Consider the following 21,494-nt stretch of genomic DNA (forward strand, 5'->3'; position numbering starts at 1 on the left):
TTAAATACCTTCATGTGCTGCAATCGCTGCTGAAATAGCTGCAGCCATTAACTCAGGTGGAAATTGACTTTGATAATTTATAAGCTCCGGATGGTCGTCCACAAAGCTTGTATTGAAATTCGCTTCTTTAAACTGTTTATTATTCATAATTTCTAAATAATAAGGGATTGTTGTTTTAACTCCAAATACAACAATATCATTGAGGGCTCTCTTGCCACGTTGCATCACACTTTCCCAGTTTAACGCCCATACAGTTAGCTTTGCGCACATAGAGTCATAATATGGGGGAATGACATAGCCAGTATATATTGAAGCATCAATTCTAACGCCGGGTCCGCCAGGTGCATAATAACGCGTAATTTTTCCAAAGGATGGCATGAAGTCATACTTCGGATCTTCCGCATTAATTCGATATTCAATCGCAAAGCCTCGAAACTGAATTTCTTCTTGTTTGTATTGTAATGATAATCCAAAGGCAATTCTTATTTGCTCTTGAACAATATCAATACCGGTAATTGATTCAGTAATTGTATGTTCAACTTGAAGACGGGTATTCATCTCCATAAAGTAAAAATTATTTTCAGCATCCAAAAGGAATTCTACGGTACCCGCATTCTCGTAATTCACAGCTTTGGCAGCTTTCACTGCAAGTTCACCCACATAATTTCTTTGAGCGTTTGTAAGCTGAGGGGAGGGTGCGATCTCAATGAGTTTTTGATTGCGCCTTTGAATAGAACAATCCCTTTCAAAAAGATGAACCACATTGCCAGAGCTATCAGCCAGAATTTGAACCTCGATATGCTTCGGCGATACGATACATTTCTCAATAAAAACCTCGGGTTTGCCAAAGGCTTTTGTAGCTTCAGAAATCACTCGATCATAATTAGCAATGAGCTCTTTTTCGTTATTACAACGTCTAATACCTCGTCCACCACCACCGTTAGTCGCTTTAAGCATGATAGGGTAACCAATAGAAGAGGCAAGTTTTTTAGCTTCATCAAGACTCTCAATATTGCCTTCACTTCCAGGAATAACAGGTATTGCGGCTGCAATCATTGCTGTTCTTGCTTGAATCTTATCTCCCATTTGACGAATAATATCGGCATTAGGGCCAATAAATTTGATATCTCGTCTGGCACATATTTCGGCTAATTCTGGGTTTTCAGATAAAAACCCATATCCTGGATGGATTGCATCACATCCGGAAGTAACGGCGATATTCACAATATTATGTGCGTTTAAATAGCCGGCAAGGGGGTCTGCGCCTACATTGTAGGATTCATCGGCTTTTTTGACGTGAAGCGCATGGCGGTCAGCATCTGAATAAATGGCTACGGAAGTGATATCGAGCTCAGAACAGGCACGAATCAGCCTAACCGCTATTTCACCACGGTTCGCTATGAGAATTTTTTTGAACAATGAAAAGCCTTAAGTTTTTAGTGAAATATCACTAAATTAGGGTTAATTTAAGAAAATTATAACATGTCATTTCTTATATAATAATGATGTCTTTTACCCCGAAATCTATTGATGGAACAGCATATAGACAATATTGATTTTTCAAGAAAATCGAGAGAAATTCGTGATATAATTCGCCTCTCTGATTTTGAGCGATTGCAAGATTTATGCTTAAATCTCGAAGACTCAATTGCTTTTGTTTTAAGAGGCTTCGAAAATAAACATAGAGAAGCTTGTTTGGAACTATTCATCGAAGGTAAATTAGATTTAATTTGCCAAAGATGTTCGGAAAAATTAGAGCATACGATTTTTTTAAAATCAGGATTTTTAATTAAAGAAGAGACGCAGTTAACTGATTTTCAAGTTGACGATCATGCGGATTACGACTTAATTGAGGGTAGTGCAAAGATGGATGTATTAAGTCTTATTGAAGACGAAATCTTACTTTCTATGCCTGGTGCACCAAAACATGAAAATGATAAGTGCTACTACAAAAAAACTGATGGTGTGTTAGATCGCATTCATCCGTTTGCTGATTTAAAACAAAAATTATATAAAAATTAAATTTAGGAGTTGCTATGGCTGTTCAGCAGAATAAAAAATCACCTTCAAAACGTGGAATGCATCGTTCTCACGATTTTTTATCAAATCCCCCACTTGCTGTAGAACCAACTACTGGCGAAGTTCATTTACGTCATCACGTTAGCCCAACAGGCTACTATAGAGGCAAAAAAGTTATTCAGAATAAATCAGAATAATTCTTCTTAATTATTCTGATTTATTACTTTCATTGCTCTTAAACGTTAAGAGAACAAATGACAATTACCCTAGCAGTTGACGCAATGGGAGGGGATCATGGTCCCTCAGTCACTATCCCAGCCTCCATAAATGCGTTATCAAAATATGACCAACTTCACATTATTTTAGTTGGCGATCAAGAGCTTATTCAAACAGAGCTCCAAAAAAATAAATATACCAATACCCGTTTATCTATTCAGCATGCAAGTGAAGTGGTTGAAATGGATGAATCTCCTCAAAGCGCTTTAAAAAATAAAAAAGATTCTTCCATGCGTGTTGCAATTAATTTAATTAAGGAAGAGAAGGCTCAGGCTTGCGTAAGCGCTGGCAATACCGGTGCACTTATGGCAACCGCCCGTTATGTATTAAAAATGTTGCCAGGGATTGATAGACCTGCCATCGCATCGAGCTTGCCTAGTCAAAAAGGTACAACTTACATGCTGGACCTAGGCGCCAATACAGACTGCACGGCCGAGAATTTATTGCAATTTGCAGTCATGGGCGCCATGCTTGTCAGTTCTGTGACGGGCAATCCAAAGCCTTCCGTAGGGCTTCTCAATATTGGCTCAGAAGATATGAAAGGTAATGAAGTTGTAAGGCAAGCAGGAGAATTACTTCGTCGAAGTCACCTTAACTTTTATGGTAACGTTGAAGGTAATGACATCTTTAAAGGGACAACTGATGTCGTTGTATGTGATGGGTTTGTGGGGAATGTTGCATTAAAAACAGCTGAAGGTATTGCGCAGCTTATGGGCCGATTTTTAACACAGGAATTCAAACGTAATTGGATTACAAAATCTATGGCATTTGTTTCTTTGCTTGTACTTAATCGATTCAAAAAAAGGCTTGATCCTAGAAGATACAATGGCGCTAGCTTTTTAGGTCTTAAAGGTATTGTAGTTAAAAGTCATGGTGGGGCTGATAGTTATTCTTTTTTCTATGCTATTCGGACGGCCATTGAAGAATCCAAAAATAATGTTTTAGAGAACATACAAAAACAACTTGAATTAGAAATGCCCCTAGATATTTCATCGTCAGAAAATTTATGATTTATTCAAAAGTTACAGGGACTGGAAGCTATCTTCCCGAAAAAATATTAAGTAATCTTGATCTTGAAAAAATGTTTGAGACGACGGACGAATGGATTACGACAAGGACAGGTATTAAAGAAAGACATATTGTTTCAGCACATCAATATACAAGCGATTTAGCGACAGAAGCGTCTAAACAAGCAATAAAAGCTTCTGGTATTGATGCAAATAAAATTGATCTTATCATTGTGGCAACAACTACGCCAGATAAAGTATTTCCAAGTACAGCTTGTATTGTTCAGACAAAGCTTGGCTTATCTTTATGTCCAGCATTTGATATTCAAGCGGTATGCAGTGGTTTTGTGTATGCGCTATCTGTTGCAGATAGTTTCATTAAAACAGGTGCAGCAAAATGTGTGCTAGTGATTGGCGCAGATACTATGTCTCGCATTACAGATTATTCAGATCGAAGCAATGCTATTCTTTGGGGTGATGGCGGGGGTGCTGTTATTCTTGAAGCATCAGATGAACCGGGTATCTTGTCTACACATATTCATGCGGATGGCGCTTATGAGAAATTACTCCATGTCCCCAGCGGTGTATCTCACCAAAAAGGTAAATCTACTATAGAAATGCAAGGTAACCAGGTTTTCAAAATAGCCGTGAATACATTAGACTCTATTGTAGATGAAACACTTGAAATGAATCAATTAGATAAGTCAGACATTGACTGGCTTGTTCCCCACCAAGCCAATATTAGAATTTTAGAAGCAACTGCAAAAAAATTGAATATGAGCATGGATCGCGTCATTGTTACTATAGACAGACATGGTAATACTTCAGCTGCTTCGATCCCTTTGGCCCTTGATACGGCCATTCGTGAGGGTAAAATAAAAAGAGGGGAAACGCTGTTGATGGAAGCATTCGGTGGTGGATTTACCTGGGGATCTGCTTTAATAAAGTATTAAAAATCATATAGTTAATAATAATATATCAAGTAAATTATGAATAAGTTTTCTTTTATTTTCCCTGGTCAAGGCTCACAAACTGTCGGCATGATGGCGGATTTTAATGGCCATCCATTAATTCAATCAACCTTTAATGAAGCATCTCAAATTCTTAATATTGATTTTTGGAAAATGGCGACTGAGCCTAATGAAGACATAAACCAAACAGTTCATACGCAACCTATACTTCTTACAGCCGGCATAGCGACGTGGCGAGTCTGGAAATCTAAAACAGATTTACTCCCGAGTTATCTTGCAGGCCATAGCCTGGGTGAATATACCGCTCTTGTTGCTTCAAATGCGATGGAATTTAAAGACGCGTTAAAGCTTGTTAAATATAGAGCTGAAGTCATGCAAAAAGCTGTTCCTGAAGGTGTAGGTGCTATGGCTGCTATTCTTGGTATGTCTGACTCAGATGTCATGAATGCATGCAAAGAAGCTCAAGGAAATGAGGTTGTAGAAGCAGTCAACTTTAACTCGCCAGGGCAGGTTGTGATTGCTGGAAATGTTTTAGCAGTAGAGCGGGCTATTGAAATAGCAAAATCAAAAGGTGCTAAGCGAGCCATTCTACTTCCCGTTAGCGTTCCCTCACACTGCTCTCTTATGCAAAAAGCATCTGAAGAATTAAAAGAATATTTAACTAATATTACAATTAAAAAACCAAATATTCCTGTTATCCATAATGTGGATGTTTTGGAACATAATGATGCAAATGAAATTAAAGATGCACTTTCAAAACAACTCTGTCATCCAGTAAGATGGGTTGATACCATTGAAAAGATAGCATTCAATAAAATTAGTGATATTGCAGAATGCGGCCCAGGCAAAGTTCTTACAGGCCTAACCAAGAGAATCTCTCCTGAATTAAAAGGTGTTGCTCTTGTTAATGAAAGTGCAATAGATGAATTTAAAGCACTTATAGAATAAAACTATCTAGGGAAAATTATGTTTATTAATCTTGAAAATCAAGTTGCACTTGTCACTGGCGCTAGCCGAGGTATTGGACAATCAATTGCTTTAAGTTTAGGAAAACAAAATGCTTTTGTCATTGGCACCGCAACAACGGAAGATGGCGCTCAAAAAATTTCATTATTTCTCAAAGAGCAAAATGTTTTAGGTAAAGGTATTAAATTAGATGTGAATGATAATGAAGCTATCTTAAAAACTGTTGATGGCATTATTAAGGAGCATGGCGATATATCAATCCTTGTAAATAACGCCGGGATTACTAAAGATATGTTACTCATGCGCATGAAAGAAGAAGATTGGGATGATGTTATGTCAACCAATTTAAAATCTATTTTTCGCATGAGCCAGGCCCTCATTCGCAGCATGATGAAAAGTCGCTACGGTAGAATTATTAATATCACTTCTGTAGTTGGCCATATGGGTAATGCAGGTCAAACAAATTACGCTGCCGCAAAAGCTGGCGTAACTGGATTCACAAAATCATTAGCTAAAGAAATTGGTAGTCGAGGTATTACTGTCAATTGTGTTGCGCCTGGTTTTATTGATACGGATATGACAAGGGGATTGTCAGATGAACATAAAAAGCAGCTTCTCGATCATGTGCCATTAGGACGACTAGGAAGTCCTGAGGATATTGGTGCTGCAGTAAGCTTTTTAGCTTCAAAAGAAGCTTCTTATATCACAGGTGAGACACTTCATGTCAATGGCGGAATGCTAATGATTTAGTTATTTTTTTAACTTTATTACAAAATTCTTAACAAGATTTGTTAAAATAACGCATGGCCTGAGGGTCATTTCTTAAATAAAGGGGTATTTTAGATGTCTGACATCGAACAACGTGTAAAAAAAATTGTTGCAGAACAACTTGGCACTAAAGAAGCTGATGTAAAAAATACATCATCATTTGTAGATGATTTAGGTGCTGATTCACTTGATACAGTTGAACTCGTAATGGCTTTAGAAGAAGAGTTTGATTGTGAAATTCCTGACGAAGAAGCTGAAAAGATCACCACAGTTCAGCAAGCTGTTGATTACATCAACAAAAATCTAAAATAATTCATATGTTATTTAACCTTTTCTAAATATTGAAAGGGTTGGGTTTATTCCATGACGAAGAGAAGAGTTGTAGTCACCGGTTTAGGTTTGATTACTCCTGTTGGTATAGGGGTAGCAGAATCATGGGCTAATATCATCAATGGTCAATCAGGTATAGGTAAAATTACCAAATTTGACTGCTCAGCATTTCCTTCACAAGTTGCAGGTGAGGTCAAAAATTTCGACCCGCTTGCGTACATTCCTCCCAAAGATGCAAGACGCATGGATACCTTTATTCAATTTGGTATCGCAGCAGGCATAGAGGCATTTAAAGATTCCGGTATTGAAGTAAATGACAGCAATAGTGAGCGCATTGGCGTATCGGTTGGGTCTGGTATTGGTGGCATTAATTTGATTGAATCTACAGGTGAAGTATTTGATGAAGGTGGTGCTCGGAAGGTATCGCCATTTTTTATTCCGGGCACGATTATCAATATGATTTCCGGCAATCTTTCTATTATGCTTAATTTAAAAGGCCCTAATGTTTCTATTGTTACTGCATGTACAACAGGAACTCATTCAATAGGTGATGCGGCACGTATGATCGAATATGGCGATGCAGATGTGATGTTAGCTGGGGGTTCGGAAGCTGCTATTACTGAATTATCAGTCGCTGGATTTTCTTCAGCCAAAGCACTTTCATCACGCAATGATGATCCAAAAACAGCAAGTCGCCCATGGGACAGAGACCGCGACGGTTTTGTTATTGGCGAAGGTGCTGGAGTAATGGTGCTTGAGGAGTATGAGCATGCAAAACAAAGAGGCGCTAAAATTTATGCAGAACTATCAGGCTACGGAATGAGTGCTGATGCATATCATATTACCGCGCCCAATATGGACGGTCCAAGACGCTCAATTGTCAATGCATTGAAAAATGCGCATGTGAATACAGATAATGTGCAATATATTAATGCGCATGGAACATCTACACCTCTTGGCGACCTTAATGAAACTAATGCGATTAAAGCCTCATTTGGAAACTACGCAAAAAAACTTGTTGTAAATTCTACAAAATCAATGACAGGGCATTTATTAGGCGGGGCAGGCGGCATTGAGTCCGTATTCACTGTGCTAGCTATTCATAACCAGATTTCTCCGCCCACTATTAATATTTTCAACCAAGATCCTGAATGTGATCTTGATTATTGTGCCAATGAAGCCAGGCCAATGAAAATTGAGGTTGCACTTAAAAATAACTTTGGCTTTGGTGGCACTAACGGAAGCCTTGTATTTAAAAGGCTATAGATTTTTATAAATGGGTTTAATCCAAAATGAACTCATTGATTAATTCACAACTGGCCGTTTAACTTGTCAAAACAATTCCTCATTAACGGTAAATTTCAGCATATCAGTCCATTTGACCGTGCATTCCAATATGGCGATGGTATTTTTAGAACTTTTGTAGTGGAAAATAAAAAGCCTCGCCATTGGAAATATCACTATAAAAAAATAGCTCAAGATTGTCTTGCGATTAAAATCAAGCCTCCCAAAGAAAAAGAATTGCTTTCTGATATTGCTTCTTTGTTTAGAAGTAATAAAAAAGCAGTAGGAAAGTTTATTATTTCGAGAGGCCTTAGTGAGCGAGGTTATAAATTCAATAAGGACATCGTTCACAATCGTTTTTTAATTAAAACTAAAATGCCAAGCTACCCAAAGGCGATCTTTAGGTCAGGCGTCAATCTTTATGTATGCAAGCACAAACTTAATCCTACTGTTCTTTCAGGAGTTAAACATCTAAATAGACTAGAGAATATTATGGCAAGACAGGAGTGGAAAAGTGATCAGTATGCCGATGGTATTCTTCTTGATAGTGATGGTAATGTCATCGAATGTATTTCAAGCAACATATTTATGCGCATCGGTAAAGTTATTTACACTCCAAAAATAAGCGACATTGGCATTAAAGGAGTCACAAGAGAATTAATCATTAAAATATCAAGTCAGTTAGGCTTTAAAGTGAAAGAAGCTATATTTAGTTTAAATAAACTTTTAGAGGCTGATGAGGTCCTAATAACAAACAGTTTATTTGGTGTCTTGCAGGTTAAAAAAATTAAAAATATATCTTGGAAACATCAAGATTCAGCGTCACTATTTAACCAGTCGCTCGAGAGTTTAAATACATGAAAAAATGGTTAATTCGATTAATGATTATTTTCATACCTTTATTGGTTTGGATCATTCATTTCTTGGTAACACCACTTAATATCAATAAAGCAGATTTAGCTATTGAAATTGAACCTGGCAGCAGTCTTAAAGCGATAGCCTTTCAACTTGTTGATGAAAAAATACTTAATGAACCATGGCGATTTATTATCCTCGCTAAAGCGTTAGACCAATCTAAAAAGCTAAGACCAGGCAATTACAACCTTAATCCAAATATTACGCCTTATCAGTTATTAAAATCATTCGCAGAGGGAAGGGCAACCGAAGGATCAATAACTTTTATAGAAGGACAAGACTTTCAATCAATGTTGGAAAAAATAAAAGCTAACGATAGTATTAAAAAAACAATGAAGCCTTATGATACTAAAGCTATTGCAGCAGCAGTCGGTATTCCATACGAATCAGTTGAAGGACAATTTTTCCCTGATACTTATTATTTCAGTAGAAATACTTCAGACATTGAAATTTTAAAAAGAGCTTATAAGGCCATGCAAAAAAAATTAAATTATGAGTGGGCCCGCCGAGCAGAAGAGGTCCCCTATAAGAATAGTTATGAGGCGCTGACGATGGCATCCATTATTGAAAAAGAAACAGGAAAATCCATAGAGGCTAATCTTATTTCAGGCGTATTTATACATCGATTAAATATTAAGATGAAACTTCAAAGCGACCCTACAGTCATTTATGGGCTTGGTAAAAAATTTACGGGTGATATTACAAAAAAAGACTTGCTTACAGACACCCCTTATAATACTTATACAAGAGAAGGATTGCCTCCAGCTCCTATTACTATGCCAGGTTTAATTTCTATTCGGGCCGCACTTCACCCTACAAAAACTGATGCACTTTATTTTGTGGGAAAAGGTGATGGAACCCATTATTTCTCTGCAAGTTTAAATGAACATAATAGCGCTGTTAGAAAGTATCAGATCAAATGACAATTAAAGGTAAATTTATTACGTTTGAAGGTGTCGATGGCGCAGGGAAAAGTACACATATAGATGAAGTTATTTCATTCTTTGAGTCACAAAAAATTGCAGTGAAAAGAACAAGGGAGCCTGGTGGAACAAAACTTGGAGAAAAATTAAGAGAATTGCTTCTTTATGAGGATATGGATCCAGAAACAGAAACGCTTCTTATGTTTGCCGCTAGAAGGCAACACATAGCAGAAATAATTAAGCCAGCCCTAGATGCAGGAATTTTTGTACTGTCTGATCGATTTACTGATGCAACTTATGCATATCAGTATGGTGGTAAACAAGTGGCCTACTCTAAAATACAAACACTAGAAGCATGGGTTCACCCTGACCTTAAGGCTGACCTTACATTGCTATTCGATTTACCTGTTGAGATAAGTATTGATCGGTTAAAGAGGAATAGAACACCTGATAAATTTGAAAAAGAAAGTGAAGCTTTTTTTAACCGGTTGAGAAATGTCTACCTAGATCTTGCAAGGCAAAATCCTATTCGCTATAAAATCATTAATGCAAATCAACCCATTGAAGCTGTGTCTCAGGATGTTATTGAGGCTATTAAAACTATCTTATGATCGATTCCATTTACCCTTGGTTTCAAGATACTTGGACTGCCATTTATAAAAATGAAAAATTACCGCATGCATTAATTTTTAAAGGCAAAGAGGGAATTGGGAAATACGATTTTGCAATCACATTTGCAAAGTCTTATTTATGTCAAACTCCTCTTTCTAATCATTTGCCTTGTAAGACATGTTCAAGTTGTGAGTGGTTTCCAGATTCGCATCCAGACTTTAAACATATTGCACCTATTGAAAGCGACGATGATACGTCTTCAAAAAGAAAAACTATTCGTAAAAAGAGTATTGTTATTGATCAAATTCGTGAGCTTTCAGAATATTTAGAACTTTCAGCTCATCAAGAAAAAGGTAGGCGTATTATTTTAATTGAACCAGCAGATTCACTTAACCAGTCTGCGTCGAATGCACTCCTGAAAATTTTGGAAGAACCACCAGAAAATACTCTATTTATTCTGATAACCAGCCAAGCACAAAAATTAATTGCTACTATTCGTAGTCGCTGCCAATTGCTAGATCTTCGAGGTCCATCATTAGATGAGGCGAGACTATTTTTGGATGGAAAAAAAATAGCGCATGAGGAAAGTTTGCTTTCATTTACTGGTGGCTCGCCATTCAACGCTATTAAAGAGTTAGAAAATCAATCCGAGAGAACTGTTATTACACAACTATTATCTCAGGGACATAAGATTGATATTACTAAAATCAATTATACGATTCTGACTCAAGGATTAGATTGGACAGTAAATATGATTCAAAAATGGGCTTTTGATTTATTGCTTAATTTCCATACACAGCAAAGTTATTATTTTAAAAGCGAAGAAGCACGAATCCATTCACAAGCTAAGCAGATTAACTTAGGTGCATTACTTATATTTGCAAATGAATTGAATGAATTAAAAAAAATTGCATCTCACCCCATTAATCAAGAACTTCAATTGCAAAATATTTTTATTAAATATAAACAGATTTTCGAGCCGTCATGACTAGTTTTGTTGATTCTCATTGCCATATTAATTTCCCAGAGCTTTACGCAAACATAGATACTATTTTTTCTAAAATGGTGTCTAATAAAGTCACACATGCCTTATGTGTGAGCGTAACCTTAGATAAGTTTCCTGATATTTTTAAAATAGCGAATACCTACCCACATATTTTTGCTTCCGTAGGTGTCCATCCTGATTATGAGGACATTGTGGAGCCTACCGTTGAAGAGTTATGCCGATACGCTAAAGAGAAAAAGGTGGTAGCTATTGGCGAAACTGGACTTGATTACTTCAGAGTACAGGGTGATCTTACATGGCAAAGAGATCGTTTCAAAACGCACATTCAAGCTGCTATTCAATCAAATTTACCCCTTATTATTCATACACGAAATGCTGCAGAAGACACTTTAAAAATTATGAGAGAACAGGGCGCTGATAAAGTAGGTGGCGTGATGCACTGTTTTACAGAGTCTCTTGATGTAGCCTTAGAAGCTATTAAGCTTAATTTTTATATTTCATTTTCAGGCATTGTGACCTTTAAAAATGCCACTGAACTGAAGGAGGTTGCAAAATCTATTCCTCTTGATCGCATCCTTATCGAAACTGATTCACCTTATTTAGCGCCCGTGCCTTATCGAGGAAAAATAAATGATCCATCAAATGTAATTCATGTGGCAGAAGAAATAGCTAGATTAAAAAATATTTCAGTGAAAGAAGTGGGTCAAGCTACAACCAATAATTTCTTTAAGCTTTTTTCGAAATGCAGCCAATCGAATTAACAATACTCGGCGCTGGTTCAAGTGCAGGCACTCCGGTAGTCGGATGTCATTGTCATACTTGTATGTCAACTAACCCCAAAAATAAACGTACCCGCTGCTCTTCACTTATTAAATTGGGAACAGGGGAGCATATTCTTATTGATACGAGCCCAGACTTACGTTTTCAATCTTTACGTGAGTCCATCCCTAAAGTTGACGCAGTCCTTTATACCCATACCCATGCTGATCATCTTCATGGCATTGATGATTTAAGGGCTTTTTGTCAAATACACAAAATGCAAATACCTATTTACGGAAAGAAAGATGCGCTTGATCATATTGCTTTAAAATTTGGCTATGCTTTGGGAGAGCCTAAGGGCTTTTGGGAAATGCCCGTTTTAAAAGCTATGCCTATCCAATCGCCATTTCATCTCTTTAGTGAGATTGTTACCCCCATACCCGTCATGCATGGAAAATCAGAAATTTATGGTTATCGCATCGGAAACTTTGCTTATTTGACTGATGTATCTCATATCCCTGAAGATTCATTGAAACTTTTAGAGGGGCTAGATATCCTATTATTAGACTGTTTGCGCATAAAGGAACATCACACACACATCAATCTTGAACAAAGCTTGATGTTTGCAAATCAAATAAAAGCAAAGAAAACATACTTGATTCATATGACACATGATTTAGAATATGAGTCACTAAAAAAAGAATTACCTGATCATATCGATGTGGGGTACGACGGGCTTAAAATTACCATTAATTAAAGGTCAATATGTCAAAATTATTTAAAAAATTATTATTTATATTCATAGCTTTAGGATTATCTTTTCAAGTATTAGCTGAAGGAAAGAAACTCTATACTGAAAATGAATTTCTCGATGCATTTGGAGCTAAATCTAAAGAAAAAGTGTTGCAAATTCTAGGTGAGCCAGCCAGAAAAGAAATGTCTGTTAAGCCTACAAATGCGAGCTCTGTTATTGGAAGACCTACAGAGAATCGAGTGGGCTCTAGCAAACGTGTCAATATTGAGATGTGGTATTACAACAATCTTGTGAAATCTGACGATAAAAATGTCTGGAAACAAACCGAGCTTACGATTATGGATGGTAAAGTAAATAACATTGGCTTCTTTAATATTCGTTAATAGTCATGCGTGGCTCCGAAGATAAAGAGATCCTTGACCAAGCAATTGTTTTCGCAATCAACGATTCATGGGATGCCTCCCACCAAATTGTTCAGGACCTTCACTCCTCAAAAGCTTACTGGATTCATGCAGTGCTTCATAAGATTGAGGGTGATGAATTCAATAGTCGTTATTGGTATGAAAGGGCACAACAATCTTACGATGCTTATAATGACCCAAAGCAAGAACTCACCTTCATACAAAACAACTTATAGGAAGGCTTTATGGACAATCAAGATGCTGTTGACGTTACCTGCACGGATAATGGGAAGAAGGTCACTGGATATATCTTAAATTACAGAGCTAAAGACCAATTAGAAATTTCCTTAAATACAGTTAAGATTCGAATGCAATATAAATCAGGTATTTTTGTAGGCTCTATGGCAGGAATGGAATTTGTGGTGCAAGAAGAGGCTTTACCAAGGCAATTTAAAGACTTTCATCGATAGATTTAAACTTACATTACTTCGTATAATGTATATTATGTAAAATAGAATATACAGTCTTACTTAAAGCGTCTTAAAAAACGTTTTTAAGTCCTCTGCTCCAATATCGTTAGCAATCTTATTTGCTTCATCTAACTTAGACTTACTAAGATCCATATTTGATTTCTTTTTGTAATAATTACTTTGGGTGAACAATACTTTAGCAAGATAATACATTCCCCCGTTCTCTCGAGAAAACTTCTCAAATTTTAAAAGTGTTCTTTCAGCTGAGGCTTGATCATTAGCCTCTGAATAATACAAAGCGAGATTGATACCCGACTCTACATATTCTCCTAACAAACCCGTACGATCGAAAGCCATATTAGCCTTTAATTCGTACTCAACAGCTTTTGTGTAATTTTTAAGTAACGCATATGAAAAGGCAGTTCGATCTAAATTAGAGGCACGTTCTTCATCATTGGCAGCAAATGCGTAAGCCTCAAGGAATGTGTTTACTGCTTCATCATATTTACTAAGGAGCAATAAAGTCTCAGCAATTTCAACTAAATAAAGGCGCTTAAAGGTTTTATTAGCTTTAATGAATGAATAAGAATTATTAAGATGTATAAGAGCATCATCTAATCTTCTAGCTTCTTTTAATGCCATGCCTACAAGTAAATCAGCCATAAAATGATCAGTATCACTTTTGGATAACTTACCCGCTAACTTAAAGTTTTTTATAGCTTCATCGAAATTTTTAAGCCTTAAATTAACTTGTCCGTGACAAAAGATCGACTTAAATTCACTTTTTTTTGTTTTTAAAGCTTCTTCATATTGGTTATCACTTAATAACTCATCGCAAGTTTTGATCGCCTCTTTAGAATAAATATTTGTTGAAATAAATAGACTAAGTAGCATCAATAAAAATTGTGTTGTAAATTTCATAGTTTTTAAATTATAAGTTTTAAAAGTTCTTGTTGCGAAATAATTTTAAGACCAAGCTCTTGTGCTGTGGTTAATTTACTACCAGCATCTGATCCAGCAACAACATAATCAGTCTTCTTAGAAACGCTTCCTACAACCTTTCCACCGTTCATTTCAATGATAGATTTTGCTTCTTCACGCGACATGGAAGGCAAGGTGCCAGTTAGTACAAAAGTTTTGGTTGCAAAAATTCCTGAAGAAGATTTTTTAATATCGTACTTGGGCCAATGAACGCCTAATCCTATCAAGGAATTAATAACTTCCCTGCTCTTGGTTTGTCTAAAAAAATCACTGATTGATTTTGCAACTGTAGGGCCAATATCTGGAACAATCTGTAAACTTTCCTCCGTTTGTTTCATAATTTCATCCAGATCACCATAAAAGCCAGCAAGATCTTTAGCTGTAGACTCGCCTACATTACGGATACCAAGCGCATAGATAAATCGAGGTAGTGATGTTGATTTGCTTTTTTCAATAGCGTCTAATAAGTTTCGGCTCGACTTTTCTGCCATACGATCAAGGTTAATTAATTGTTCAAGTTTTAACTTAAAAATATCAGGTAACTCATGAATCAAACCTACGGTAACTAATTGCTCAACAGATTTATCTCCCAGCCCTTCTATATCCATAGCTTTTCGAGATGCAAAATGAATAATAGATTGTTTTTGTTGTGCAGGACAGACTAGCCCTCCAGAGCAACGAATGATGGCTTCATCATCAATTCTGACAAGAGCCGAACCACATTCAGGACATTCTGTTGGCATTCTAAATTTCTTAATTGTCTTGGGCCTTTTATTAATAAGCACCCTTACAATTTCAGGGATCACATCCCCCGCTCTTCGAACGCTTACTATATCTCCAATATGAACATCTTTGCGAGTCATCTCATCTTCATTATGAAGGGTTGCATTCGTGACAGTCACTCCACCTACAAAAACTGGTTTCAACCTTGCTACAGGTGTTATAGCACCTGTACGACCAACTTGAACATTGATGTCTAAAATTTCAGTTAAGGCTTCTTCTGCAGGAAATTTATGTGCTATAGCCCATCGAGGAGCACGAGATACAAAACCCAGCTCATTTTGATAGTTAAACGAATTAACTTTGTATACAACACCATCAATATCATAGGCTAATGCGTTCCTTAGCTTTGATACTTTGTCATAAAAACTTTGCAACCCTTTTACACCTTTAACACTTGTAGACAAATCAGAAGTAGGCAAATTAAATTGCTTTAGAAGCTGAATTGTTTGTGTATGAGTTTTTAAATTTAAATTGGGTTCGCATACACCGAGACCATAAGAAAAAAATGTAAGTGGTCTTGTTGCAGTTATCCTTGGGTCAAGCTGCCTTAAACTTCCTGCTGCAGCATTTCTCGGATTTGCAAATTTTTTTTCGCCCAAAGACTCCTGTTTTTGATTTAGCAATTCAAAATCTTTCTTAAGCATTAAGACCTCACCCCTTACCTCTAGGAGCTTAGGTGGATGAATGTGATTTAGTTTGGTTGGTATGGAGCGAATAGTTTTTAAATTATGTGTGACATTTTCCCCTGTATAGCCATCACCACGGGTTGCTCCTTGCACAAAAATACCATTCTCGTAAGTAAGTGTGATTGCAAGTCCGTCGAATTTTGGTTCAACCGCATACTCAACTTCGTCGATGCCAATATCATCTTTTATGCGCTTATCAAAGGCTATAAGCTCATCCTCATCGAAAGCATTATTTAAAGACAGCATTGCTTGACGGTGAATGACGCTTTCAAAAGCATCTATTGCCTTACCCCCTACCCTTTGAGTAGGAGAATCTGGCCGAATGAGTTCTGGATTCTCATTCTCTAAATCAACAAGTGATCTAAAAATTTTATCGTATTCAAAATCTGAGATAGAAGGGTTATCTAAAACGTAATATTGATAATCGAATGCGCTTATCTTTCCGATTAGCTCTTGAATTTTATCCTTAATATTTTCTTTATTTGCTTTCATTTAAGAAAATAATCTTCGAGCGCATGAGCTTCCAGGGGGAATATTTTTAGCTACCATTTGATTTTCAATTTTTTCAACTTGATATCTAATGCGTTCAATATGGTTAATATTTAGTTCTTTTTTGTTGGAATCAACTAGCATACATTCAAGTTCTTTTTGAAAATTAGTAATAGATTCCAACATTGCATCAAACGAATCTTTACAACTTAAAGTAAGTGGTAGATCCATTTGAAAAAGAATACCTTGAATGTATGGATCAAGATTAAAGCTTAAGGGCTGTTGATTCAAAGAAGTCACTCGAAATAAAGGGTGCTTATCGCGCCCCTTGAAAACATGATAGCCATCTTCATCTACTTTAAAACCATCTACTTTTAATGTTTCAATAAGTTTTTCGTTATCGAACATGCCATTATTTTTTGGGATGAGAGTTAAGGTCATCATATGATCAACAAGAGCACAAAATTGATTTAGCTCATTTGCATCTTCTTCAATATTTGCGTGAGAAAGCCAAATCAGACTACCGTCTAAATCATTCTTGGTTTTCTCTGATAGCATTCTAAATGTTTGTGTGTGTGCTTGTGAAATTGGGCCTTGGCGATCAACCAGCTGAATAGCTAGAAGTATTTGGTCGAATGAAGCTGAGCCACTTAAGTCACCTGTAGACTGCCATACATCTTCATTTCTACGAATGAAACTATGAGCATTTGGAAGCTCAACAAAGTCTCTTAGGCTTAATTTAGAAATAGCATGACTTGGTTTGTTAAGTTTTATAAAAGCAATAGCATCGATATCACGATAGATATCTTGAGGTAAATTTGAAAGTAAATATTTTTCTGAGATGCTTAAATCTTGAACGTAAGGATTTTTTTCTTCTGGGCTTAAACCATTTTCATCTCTATATAAAAAAGAATTTTCTGCATGGTTTTTTTTACGGTACTGGATAAGACGAATCCAGTTAAAAATGATCATAATAAGGATAATTATTACAGCTAGAATCGTCAGGGCAAACTGAATGTCAGACATGCTTGTAATAAGTCCTGTTAACTTAATTTGCGAGCTCCATCTTCTCGACTTCCTCCAATGACACCTCAACAATTCTTGATACACCAGATTCTTGCATCGTAACACCAATGAGTTGCTGGGCCATTTCCATCGCTATTTTATTATGTGACACGTAAAGAAATTGTGTATTTTTAGACATCTCTGTAACCATATTTGCAAAGCGAAGTGTATTACTATCATCAAGTGGTGCATCAACCTCATCCATAAGACAGAATGGTGCTGGGTTTAGTTTAAATAAGGCAAATACAAGGGCTGTAGCAGTTAATGCTTTTTCTCCACCGGACAATTGACTGATGGTTGTATTCTTCTTGCCTGGGGGCTGGGCTGTAACTTGAATACCTGTATCTAAAATCTCTTCGCCTAATAGTTCAAGTTTTGCTTGGCCTCCATTAAAGAGCACTTTAAAAAACTCTGTAAAGTTCTTATTTACTTCATTAAAAGTTGCGATTAATCTATCCCGCGTTTCTTTATCAATACGTTTTATAGCGTCTTCTAAGGTGTTGCTTGCTGAAGTTAGATCCTCCACTTGACTATCAAGATAACCTTTTCTTTCTTTTTCAGAGGTAAGTTCATGAATAGCAGCGAGATTGACAGGACCTAATAAATTAATTTCTTCTTGAAGTTTGTTACAAAACTCTTGCACTTCTTTAACGGTTGTTTTGTCTGTGATTGATTCCGAAAGTATCACCTCATCTAATTGCGACTCATTGATCTCATTTTGAAATTGTTCAAATAATAATTTTGATTCTTGCTCATTCAAGCGAGATTGTTCGAGTTTGTCGCGAATTGGGTGAACTGCTTGTTCAGTTTGTAAGCGCTTTTGTTCACTTTCACGTAGATCAGTTTCTTTTTGAGCAAGATTATCGCGGGATGCAATAAGGACTTTTTCACGCCCATCTTTCACCGTAAGTTTTTCTCCTAAACTAGCTTGCAGTGTATCAATTTGTTCAGTGTTGATTGAAGCTTTAGCAAGATTTTTTTTATTATTAAGGGAATTATTATCTTCAGATAACAGGGTTACTCTATTATTTAATTCGCCAATTTTATTATCAATAATTTTTAAATTGAAATGGCTTTCTTGAAGTTGAATTTCTGCTTCGTTGACTTGCTTTCTAGCGCTTTCGTATTCAAATTCATGGTTCTTTTTAATCTCTTCAGCAGCAGTTCTTTTCTCCAAAAATCTAAGTAAATCACCTTCTAAATTTTGAATAAGGCTCGATTTAGATGTCTTATCTATCTCAATTTGAGTCAGTTTCGCCTGCAGTTCATTTTGCTCGCGCGTAATATTGCTATGCTTTTCATTAGCATAAGCAATGCTTTGTTGAATTTTTTCTACTTCAATCTCTTTTTGATGAAGCTCATTTAAAGCATCTTTCAATTCTTCACTGTACGAGTCTGCCTGCTCTTCATAGTCACTTAATTGGATTTCGGCTTCATTGAGCTTATTTAATACATCTTTATAATTATTTTCTATAGACGGAAATTTAACCTGAAGCGCTTTGAGTCTCTCTTGGCGGATAAGAATCCCATTGAGGGATGCATCTTTGCCGTAGAAAGAAACGCTATTTTTAGTAAAAATATCACCTTGTTGGTTAACTAAGAACTCACCCTGCTCTAAATTACCAATGAAATTTTTATAACTTTCTCCCTTTGGAATAAGATAACAATCCGATAGCCATTCAGATAAAAGATTCATCAAAAGTGGATCGCTAATTTCAATAGCATCTAGGGCGGAATTTAATTTATTATTTTTTGGCTTGTAAGCATGAGTAGCATTTAAATTAGCAAGTACCATAGACGCAGGTGGTCTATGAGCTATTGATTCATATTGAGCTAAGATCGCATTTAATTTTCCGCCCAGTGCAGATTCGATAGCTGTTACCCAGTCTGTTTTAATCTTGAGCTTTTCCCACAAGCGATTTGAAGTATTTATATTATGCTGAGAAGTCCAACTTTTAAGACTTTCATTTCCTTGGGTATCATCCTGAATTTGAGCAAGCGTTTTGATCTCTCCCTCAATTTGACTTAATTCCTTTTGTATTTCAATTTGATGCTGTCTTAAAGTATCAATTTCTTCTTCAAGATCGGATGAGAGTGATTTGTTTTCACTTATCTTTTCTTCAATTTTTTCTGCATCTGATCGCTTGTCATTTAAATCAGTTTCTTTATCTTCAAGTTGAGATTTACCAGACAAATCAATATTGATAATCTCATTATTTAGAAATGAGATACGTGCATTTGTTTCTTCTTCAGTTTTATGAATAAAGTCTATCGTTGCCTTCTCAAGATTTATTTTTTCTTGCGTTGACTGGAATTGATTTACAGTTTGATTAAATTGTTCTGACGATGAAAGATATTGTGCTTCTACTGATTGAATAGATGACTTAAGAGTATTAAAGCTCTCTTCTTTCGTCTTAAAGAGTTCGCTTAATGCATCTTTCTCAATAACTGCTTCTTCAATTTCTTTTGTAAATTTAAGCTGGTCTTCCGAATTCTTAGCAAGATTAGCTTCAATTTCAACCAACTCTTTTTTACTTCGCTCTAAAAGCTCATTTTGATTTCTAATGTTATTTTCAATATTAGAAACTTCAGAATTGATTTCATAAAAGCTTGCTTGGTTCTTATTGATTTCATCAGAAGCATTAATATGAGCTTGTCTTAAATTTTCGACCTCAGCTTCTATCTTTCTTAAAGCTGCGGTTTGCTGTTCTAACTCATTTACAAGCTTTTCAACTTGAGACTGATGTTTTTTCCAAACGATACTAGCATCACGTTTTTTTAAAACCCAAACTTGTGCTTGATGAAATTTATTTTTCTCGGTTAATTCGTTATACTTTGTTGCAATAACTGCTTGAGATTCAAGCTTTGCAATCTGCTGAATAATTTCATTTACAACGTCCTGAATGCGGCTTAAATTTTCTCGCGTGTCTCTGAGTCTGAATTCTGTTTCACGACGACGCTCTTTGTATTTACTAACGCCCGCAGCTTCCTCAAGATAATTTCTTAATTCCTCAGGTTTGGCTTCAATAATTTGTGAGATGGTATTTTGGCCGATGATGGCGTACCCTCTTCCACCTAAGCCTGTTCCTAGAAAAAGATCAGCAATGTCTTTACGTCTTACAGCTAAATTATTGATGTAATAGGTCGAACCCTTTTCTCTTTCGATAACTCGCTTTACAGATATTTCTGCATACTGTGCCCATTCTGTAGGGGCTTTCCCCAAAGAGTTATCAAAAATAAGCTCTACGCTTGCACGAGAAATCGGCTTACGATTTTCTGACCCATTAAAAATAACGGAATCCATATTTTCACTTCGCATCTCCTTAGCTGAAGACTCACCGAGAACCCATTTGACAGATTCCATGATGTTGGATTTCCCACACCCGTTAGGGCCTACAATGCCGACTCTTTGACCTTGAAGTTGAATAGTGGTGGGATCTACGAAAGATTTAAAACCGGCTAATTTAAGTTGTATAAGTCGCACAATATTCTTTTATTGAAGTGAAGTAGGTGTTATCTATTAACAGTATAATAACTTTTTTTACTTTCTTATTTTAATCTATGAACGCACTTTCTTTGGGAAAAAAACCAAGCGCAAAACCTACTAAAAAGCTTGAAACTTTCGTTAATCCATGCCCTTCTCGTGACTTCCATATTCATATGCAAATCCCTGAATTTACGTGTTTATGCCCTAAGACGGGGCAGCCAGACTTTGCGACTTTATATCTTGATTACATTCCCAATAAAAAATGTGTTGAGTTAAAAAGTCTTAAGCTTTATATCTGGTCTTTTAGAGATGAAGGCTGCTTCCATGAGGCCGTTACTAATCGAATTTTAGATGATTTAGTAAAGGCAACAGAGCCTCGATTTATGCGTCTTCGAGCTGAATTCTTTGTACGTGGCGGTGTCTTTACGAACGTTGTAGCTGAACACAAGAAAAAAGGTTGGAAGCCTGAGCCTACAATTGACTTAACGCAATTTTCAAAACAATCTAACACCCGATCCTAAAAGGATTGACGCGCCTATCAC

Annotated in this window: 23 protein-coding genes; 18 read left to right on the forward strand and 5 right to left on the reverse strand. The window is 36.3% G+C overall.

What is annotated here, in order from left to right; genetic code table 11:
* Nucleotides 1–1,419, reverse strand: a complete 1,419-nt coding sequence (locus tag FIT79_RS03555) for an acetyl-CoA carboxylase biotin carboxylase subunit (RefSeq protein WP_028817944.1) — start codon at nt 1,417–1,419, stop codon at nt 1–3.
* Between the two features lie 111 nt (nt 1,420–1,530).
* Here FIT79_RS03555 and FIT79_RS03560 point away from each other — a divergent pair, with 111 nt between their 5' ends.
* The 17 genes from FIT79_RS03560 to FIT79_RS03640 all read left to right on the forward strand — a co-directional run bounded on the left by FIT79_RS03560 (nt 1,531) and on the right by FIT79_RS03640 (nt 13,461).
* Nucleotides 1,531–2,022 (forward strand): YceD family protein, encoded by a 492-nt coding sequence (locus tag FIT79_RS03560; protein WP_139867707.1) that lies wholly within the window; start codon nt 1,531–1,533, stop codon nt 2,020–2,022.
* A gap of 14 nt (nt 2,023–2,036) precedes the next feature.
* Entirely contained in the window at nt 2,037–2,216 is a 180-nt protein-coding gene (gene rpmF / locus FIT79_RS03565) for a 50S ribosomal protein L32 (protein ID WP_028817942.1), read from the forward strand.
* 57 nt (nt 2,217–2,273) lie between these two features.
* Entirely contained in the window at nt 2,274–3,305 is a 1,032-nt protein-coding gene (gene plsX, locus FIT79_RS03570; protein WP_139867709.1) for a phosphate acyltransferase PlsX, read from the forward strand.
* Nucleotides 3,302–4,255 carry a beta-ketoacyl-ACP synthase III gene (locus FIT79_RS03575; RefSeq protein WP_139867711.1) on the forward strand — a complete coding sequence of 318 codons (954 nt, stop codon included), beginning with the start codon at nt 3,302–3,304 and terminating at the stop codon, nt 4,253–4,255. The genes plsX and FIT79_RS03575 overlap by 4 nt, the downstream gene beginning before the upstream one ends.
* Before the next feature lie 36 nt (nt 4,256–4,291).
* Nucleotides 4,292–5,221, forward strand: a complete 930-nt coding sequence (gene fabD / locus FIT79_RS03580) for an ACP S-malonyltransferase (RefSeq protein WP_139875644.1) — start codon at nt 4,292–4,294, stop codon at nt 5,219–5,221.
* Nucleotides 5,222–5,239: 18 nt separating this feature from the next.
* Nucleotides 5,240–5,989: a 3-oxoacyl-ACP reductase FabG gene (gene fabG, locus FIT79_RS03585; protein ID WP_139875645.1), complete on the forward strand. Its 750-nt coding sequence runs from the start codon at nt 5,240–5,242 to the stop codon at nt 5,987–5,989.
* A gap of 93 nt (nt 5,990–6,082) precedes the next feature.
* On the forward strand, nt 6,083–6,319 hold the full coding sequence (gene acpP, locus FIT79_RS03590; RefSeq protein ID WP_028817778.1) for an acyl carrier protein: 237 nt from the start codon (nt 6,083–6,085) through the stop codon (nt 6,317–6,319).
* Nucleotides 6,320–6,370: 51 nt separating this feature from the next.
* A complete protein-coding gene (fabF, locus tag FIT79_RS03595; RefSeq protein WP_139875646.1) occupies nt 6,371–7,603 on the forward strand; it encodes a beta-ketoacyl-ACP synthase II in 1,233 nt (410 codons plus the stop codon).
* Between the two features lie 63 nt (nt 7,604–7,666).
* Nucleotides 7,667–8,482 (forward strand): aminodeoxychorismate lyase, encoded by an 816-nt coding sequence (gene pabC, locus FIT79_RS03600; RefSeq protein WP_189508901.1) that lies wholly within the window; start codon nt 7,667–7,669, stop codon nt 8,480–8,482.
* Entirely contained in the window at nt 8,479–9,459 is a 981-nt protein-coding gene (gene mltG, locus FIT79_RS03605; RefSeq protein ID WP_139875647.1) for an endolytic transglycosylase MltG, read from the forward strand. Before pabC ends, mltG begins: the two co-directional genes overlap by 4 nt.
* 2 nt (nt 9,460–9,461) lie before the next feature.
* A complete protein-coding gene (tmk, locus tag FIT79_RS03610; protein ID WP_189644880.1) occupies nt 9,462–10,070 on the forward strand; it encodes a dTMP kinase in 609 nt (202 codons plus the stop codon).
* Nucleotides 10,067–11,059, forward strand: a complete 993-nt coding sequence (locus tag FIT79_RS03615; protein WP_139875649.1) for a DNA polymerase III subunit delta' — start codon at nt 10,067–10,069, stop codon at nt 11,057–11,059. The genes tmk and FIT79_RS03615 overlap by 4 nt, the downstream gene beginning before the upstream one ends.
* Nucleotides 11,056–11,838 (forward strand): TatD family hydrolase, encoded by a 783-nt coding sequence (locus FIT79_RS03620; protein WP_139875650.1) that lies wholly within the window; start codon nt 11,056–11,058, stop codon nt 11,836–11,838. Before FIT79_RS03615 ends, FIT79_RS03620 begins: the two co-directional genes overlap by 4 nt.
* Nucleotides 11,829–12,593 (forward strand): MBL fold metallo-hydrolase, encoded by a 765-nt coding sequence (locus tag FIT79_RS03625; protein WP_139872350.1) that lies wholly within the window; start codon nt 11,829–11,831, stop codon nt 12,591–12,593. The genes FIT79_RS03620 and FIT79_RS03625 overlap by 10 nt, the downstream gene beginning before the upstream one ends.
* Before the next feature lie 8 nt (nt 12,594–12,601).
* Nucleotides 12,602–12,973: a hypothetical protein gene (locus FIT79_RS03630; protein WP_028817771.1), complete on the forward strand. Its 372-nt coding sequence runs from the start codon at nt 12,602–12,604 to the stop codon at nt 12,971–12,973.
* Nucleotides 12,974–12,978: 5 nt separating this feature from the next.
* Nucleotides 12,979–13,227 (forward strand): hypothetical protein, encoded by a 249-nt coding sequence (locus FIT79_RS03635; protein WP_139875651.1) that lies wholly within the window; start codon nt 12,979–12,981, stop codon nt 13,225–13,227.
* A gap of 9 nt (nt 13,228–13,236) precedes the next feature.
* Complete coding sequence (locus FIT79_RS03640; protein ID WP_028817769.1) at nt 13,237–13,461, forward strand: hypothetical protein; 225 nt, start codon at nt 13,237–13,239, stop codon at nt 13,459–13,461.
* A 60-nt stretch (nt 13,462–13,521) separates the two neighbouring features.
* Here the strand turns inward: FIT79_RS03640 and FIT79_RS03645 are convergent, their stop codons facing one another.
* The 4 genes from FIT79_RS03645 to smc form a co-directional block, all read right to left on the reverse strand.
* Complete coding sequence (locus FIT79_RS03645; RefSeq protein ID WP_139875652.1) at nt 13,522–14,382, reverse strand: tetratricopeptide repeat protein; 861 nt, start codon at nt 14,380–14,382, stop codon at nt 13,522–13,524.
* Nucleotides 14,383–14,387: 5 nt separating this feature from the next.
* Nucleotides 14,388–16,403: an NAD-dependent DNA ligase LigA gene (ligA, locus tag FIT79_RS03650; RefSeq protein WP_139875653.1), complete on the reverse strand. Its 2,016-nt coding sequence runs from the start codon at nt 16,401–16,403 to the stop codon at nt 14,388–14,390.
* Entirely contained in the window at nt 16,404–17,372 is a 969-nt protein-coding gene (locus FIT79_RS03655) for a cell division protein ZipA C-terminal FtsZ-binding domain-containing protein (protein WP_190243282.1), read from the reverse strand.
* 76 nt (nt 17,373–17,448) lie between these two features.
* Nucleotides 17,449–20,949 (reverse strand): chromosome segregation protein SMC, encoded by a 3,501-nt coding sequence (gene smc, locus FIT79_RS03660; RefSeq protein ID WP_189644843.1) that lies wholly within the window; start codon nt 20,947–20,949, stop codon nt 17,449–17,451.
* A 77-nt stretch (nt 20,950–21,026) separates the two neighbouring features.
* Between smc and queF the strand changes: the two genes are divergently transcribed.
* Entirely contained in the window at nt 21,027–21,473 is a 447-nt protein-coding gene (gene queF, locus FIT79_RS03665; protein ID WP_139870355.1) for a preQ(1) synthase, read from the forward strand.
* Nucleotides 21,474–21,494 lie beyond the last annotated feature (21 nt).

This window comes from Candidatus Methylopumilus universalis (genome assembly GCF_006365315.1).
Taxonomy (GTDB): Bacteria; Pseudomonadota; Gammaproteobacteria; order Burkholderiales; family Methylophilaceae; genus Methylopumilus; species Methylopumilus universalis.

Bases quoted from the DNA above. Each gene is read 5' to 3' on its own strand.
- FIT79_RS03655 (WP_190243282.1), bottom strand. From the start codon at position 17,372: ATGATCATTTTTAACTGGATTCGTCTTATCCAGTACCGTAAAAAAAAC.
- FIT79_RS03560 (WP_139867707.1), top strand. From the start codon at position 1,531: ATGGAACAGCATATAGACAATATTGATTTTTCAAGAAAATCGAGAGAA.
- fabD (WP_139875644.1), top strand. From the start codon at position 4,292: ATGAATAAGTTTTCTTTTATTTTCCCTGGTCAAGGCTCACAAACTGTC.
- FIT79_RS03575 (WP_139867711.1), top strand. From the start codon at position 3,302: ATGATTTATTCAAAAGTTACAGGGACTGGAAGCTATCTTCCCGAAAAA.
- FIT79_RS03645 (WP_139875652.1), bottom strand. From the start codon at position 14,382: ATGAAATTTACAACACAATTTTTATTGATGCTACTTAGTCTATTTATT.
- FIT79_RS03640 (WP_028817769.1), top strand. From the start codon at position 13,237: ATGGACAATCAAGATGCTGTTGACGTTACCTGCACGGATAATGGGAAG.
- ligA (WP_139875653.1), bottom strand. From the start codon at position 16,403: ATGAAAGCAAATAAAGAAAATATTAAGGATAAAATTCAAGAGCTAATC.
- fabF (WP_139875646.1), top strand. From the start codon at position 6,371: ATGACGAAGAGAAGAGTTGTAGTCACCGGTTTAGGTTTGATTACTCCT.
- fabG (WP_139875645.1), top strand. From the start codon at position 5,240: ATGTTTATTAATCTTGAAAATCAAGTTGCACTTGTCACTGGCGCTAGC.
- plsX (WP_139867709.1), top strand. From the start codon at position 2,274: ATGACAATTACCCTAGCAGTTGACGCAATGGGAGGGGATCATGGTCCC.
- rpmF (WP_028817942.1), top strand. From the start codon at position 2,037: ATGGCTGTTCAGCAGAATAAAAAATCACCTTCAAAACGTGGAATGCAT.
- acpP (WP_028817778.1), top strand. From the start codon at position 6,083: ATGTCTGACATCGAACAACGTGTAAAAAAAATTGTTGCAGAACAACTT.
- mltG (WP_139875647.1), top strand. From the start codon at position 8,479: ATGAAAAAATGGTTAATTCGATTAATGATTATTTTCATACCTTTATTG.
- FIT79_RS03620 (WP_139875650.1), top strand. From the start codon at position 11,056: ATGACTAGTTTTGTTGATTCTCATTGCCATATTAATTTCCCAGAGCTT.
- FIT79_RS03635 (WP_139875651.1), top strand. From the start codon at position 12,979: ATGCGTGGCTCCGAAGATAAAGAGATCCTTGACCAAGCAATTGTTTTC.
- queF (WP_139870355.1), top strand. From the start codon at position 21,027: ATGAACGCACTTTCTTTGGGAAAAAAACCAAGCGCAAAACCTACTAAA.
- FIT79_RS03630 (WP_028817771.1), top strand. From the start codon at position 12,602: ATGTCAAAATTATTTAAAAAATTATTATTTATATTCATAGCTTTAGGA.
- FIT79_RS03615 (WP_139875649.1), top strand. From the start codon at position 10,067: ATGATCGATTCCATTTACCCTTGGTTTCAAGATACTTGGACTGCCATT.